Genomic DNA, 1,307 nt, shown 5'->3' on the forward strand with positions numbered 1-1,307 from the left:
CCTGCTGTAGCAACTTCACTCGAAAGTAAATTATCCCCTACGAATTGAGAAACTTTAGCTCCTGTTGTTAGAGATAATCCAAATGCTAAAATAGCGATACATACTACTTCTACTACGAACTGTGCCATCAGTTTCCATTTTTTCTCTCCAATGGACAATAAAATTCCCATTTCCTTACGACGTGCTTTAATCGATAACATAATAATTAATCCTAAGATAATTGCACCTGCAATAGATACCATATAGATAATCATTTGAGAAGTAGAAGCGATATTTTCGATAGGACCAATCATTTGTTTGTACAATGAATCATGTGCATCTAACTTAAAATAATTAAAATCAATATCAGATTTTTTTGCTTCTTTTTTAAATCCATCAATGTATTGTGGATCGTTCAAGAAGTACACGGCTTGAATACTATTACCCATACCGTCATCGGTTTCTAATTTTTTTAAAGTAGAGTAAGGCATATATAGCTTATTAGCTGGATCCATCATAGGAGGAGCATGCTGACCCATTGGTTGCTCATTCGTTTCATAAATACCAATAATTTCAAATTCAAGAGTTTGCTTCTTATCCCCTGATTGAATTTTAATCTTATCTCCTACTTTCAAATTGTTTTGTTCCGCTAATCGTTTTTCCATTAAAGTTACATTCTGATCTTTCATCTGTTCTGTAATTGGTTTCCCATCAATGATTTTACTTTTTCCATTTTTAAAAGTTTCTTGTAATACAGTTTTACGAACTCCTTCTATTAAAAGAGAAGAATTCATATCTATTTCTGAGCCCGAACCTGATCCACCCGCTGCTGCCACCATTCCAACTCTACCTTTTCCTTCGTCTTCTCCTTCTGAAGCACCTACTAGTTTAAATCCATCCGAAATTCCGAAAGTATTGGTTATGTAATTATAATCTTTTACAAACTTGGACTTAGCTAATTGATCTGCTTCTTTTGTGTTAAGCTTTGGTGGTTTAGGCATCTCTCCAGTTTCCCTAGCTTGTTGACCTAATTTATCAAAATCAAGACCTAAAGTGACATCTGCACCTAATTTTTTTCTTGCTGCATCCGCAGCTTTTTTTGATGCATTTTGGATTGCAAATCCTGCCAGCACTAAGTTTGTAACAATCAGAAAGACCGCCACCAAAATTAATGATGTTCCTATTCTTTTTTTCATACTGAGAATTGCACGTTTTATAAAATTCATTTTTCCTAACCTCCTTGATAGTTGTTATTCTAAATACACTATCTGGAGTTTATATGAAGATATTCAGTAGATTATCTAAAGATATTAGGGCTTATCTGGAGT

The 1,307-nt window shown here is 33.9% G+C and carries 1 protein-coding gene; it reads right to left on the reverse strand.

The genetic code is table 11. The features are described 5' to 3' along the window. The coding region (locus DOS87_RS29835) for an ABC transporter permease (RefSeq protein ID WP_208730172.1) at positions 1-1,205 on the reverse strand (1,205 nt) is incomplete at its 3' end. Positions 1,206-1,307: the final 102 nt, after the last annotated feature.

The organism is Bacillus sp. CR71 (assembly GCF_003429245.1).
Lineage (GTDB): Bacteria > Bacillota > Bacilli > Bacillales > Bacillaceae_G > Bacillus_A > Bacillus_A thuringiensis_S.